Here is a 1,536-nt window from a genome sequence, read left to right on the forward strand (position 1 = left end):
AGCGTGAAATCTGGTGCTTCTGGTCCCAGCCCAGGATTTGGCGCTCCCAAGGGAGGCTTTTGGGCTACGTAAGGACGCCAGGCTGAAAATAGAGGAAGTTGCAAAAAATGTGATTGTTTCCAATATTCATGTGGGTTTGGTGGCTGTGGGAGTATATTTTCTAGTCGTTTGGCATGCATCAAAGCCAACTTCAGAGGGTGAATACCTTTTGGAACGGTCAGCGGAGGAATAATTTGACCGGATCGGATCCCCTTGGCGGTGTCTTCCAAATCCGCGACGAACTTTATTTCATCCGGTGTCAGCGGATCTCCAAATAGATGAATATCCGCCACCAGATCGTCGATCTGCGCCGCGACAACCGGGAAATGCCGAGGCTTGAGCAAGCCAGGGCCTTGCAAGATACGCTTTAATTCCCCCAAGGCTTTGGCGATTTCCTTGGAGTCATCCACCTCGCAGGAACCAACGACGTAGCAAAGCGTGCCGATCCAGCTCTTATGCACGGGAACAGGCAAGCGCTGCGCGTCGATCTCCTGCTTGAGCCAGCGGAGCTGATAGACCACGCGGCTATGCGCGGTTTCGTTCGAGGCGGGGTAGTCCTTGAAGGCGTCGAGCAGGAACGCGATGCGCTCCATGGCATCTTCATATTCTTCTTCAATGCCAGGGCCGATGATCTCAGGCGTAATGGGGATCATGGAAATGTTCCTCTATTTACCAAAGCTGACCGCTGAAGGCGGCAATGAAACCTGAGAGCCGCCACCGGTCATGATCAGCTTTCCTTCATCCACGCCACCCGCCCCATTATCAAGATTGAACAATTCCGAAGCGGAATTGATCTGTGACGTGACGCCTGTTGTTGGTGCCGTGACCTGCCCTTGGAATATTGTTTGGGCCATATTGTAACATGGTAAAGCTAGATATTGCTTGACCCCGGCGGCGTTCGTCACGTTCAGATTCTCATCGACATATCCCTGATTGATCAACTGATTCATGCCATTCTGATCCAGAATATAGGGGCTGGGTGTATCAGGGTTGTAGCCAAGATTCTGAATTTTGTAGATATTATCGCCCGCGGAGTAATCGCTGGTGCCAAATTTGGAGCCGCTATTCAGAATTTGGTCGATCTTGTCGTCGTCTCACGCTGGATTTCCACTTGAGTCGAGTTGGCTCTGTAACTGATTGATGGCAGTACGCTGGTCAGCCGCAGGCGCGGTTGAATCATAAACGCTATCCGGTGTGAATTGATCGGCGCGCCGGGGATATGTAACGCCATCATTCCCGTTGTTGTAGCGTTGCATGATATCGTCGGTCGAGCCGCGCGCCGGATACGCAGCCAGAACCTGCTGGCGTGGGGATTTGGGAGGTAGGGGTTCATCCTCTGCCTCTGGCGCCTTGGGTTTCACCTCATGCACGCGCTTGACGATTTCGCGGAGCAGGACGAGCAGGCCCAGCGAGACCAGCGCCGCCGCGGCCAGTTTGGCGGCGAGTTTGATCTCCTCACCCGTCGTGGCGTGGCCGGCCTTGATCACCGCCTCGACG

General features: G+C 54.0%; 2 protein-coding genes and 1 pseudogene. All 3 read right to left on the minus strand.

The window, feature by feature from the left end; genetic code table 11:
* On the minus strand, window positions 1–692 hold a 692-nt coding region (locus tag RT91_RS19685), incomplete at its 3' end, for a hypothetical protein (protein ID WP_055726044.1).
* A 12-nt stretch (window positions 693–704) separates the two neighbouring features.
* On the minus strand, window positions 705–989 hold the full coding sequence (locus RT91_RS21085; protein WP_082468677.1) for a hypothetical protein: 285 nt from the start codon (window positions 987–989) through the stop codon (window positions 705–707).
* Between the two features lie 144 nt (window positions 990–1,133).
* A pseudogene (locus RT91_RS22080) lies at window positions 1,134–1,536 on the minus strand (hypothetical protein); the annotation flags it as partial.

The sequence above is a fragment of the Acidiphilium sp. JA12-A1 genome, from assembly GCF_000724705.2.
GTDB lineage: Bacteria > Pseudomonadota > Alphaproteobacteria > Acetobacterales > Acetobacteraceae > Acidiphilium > Acidiphilium multivorum.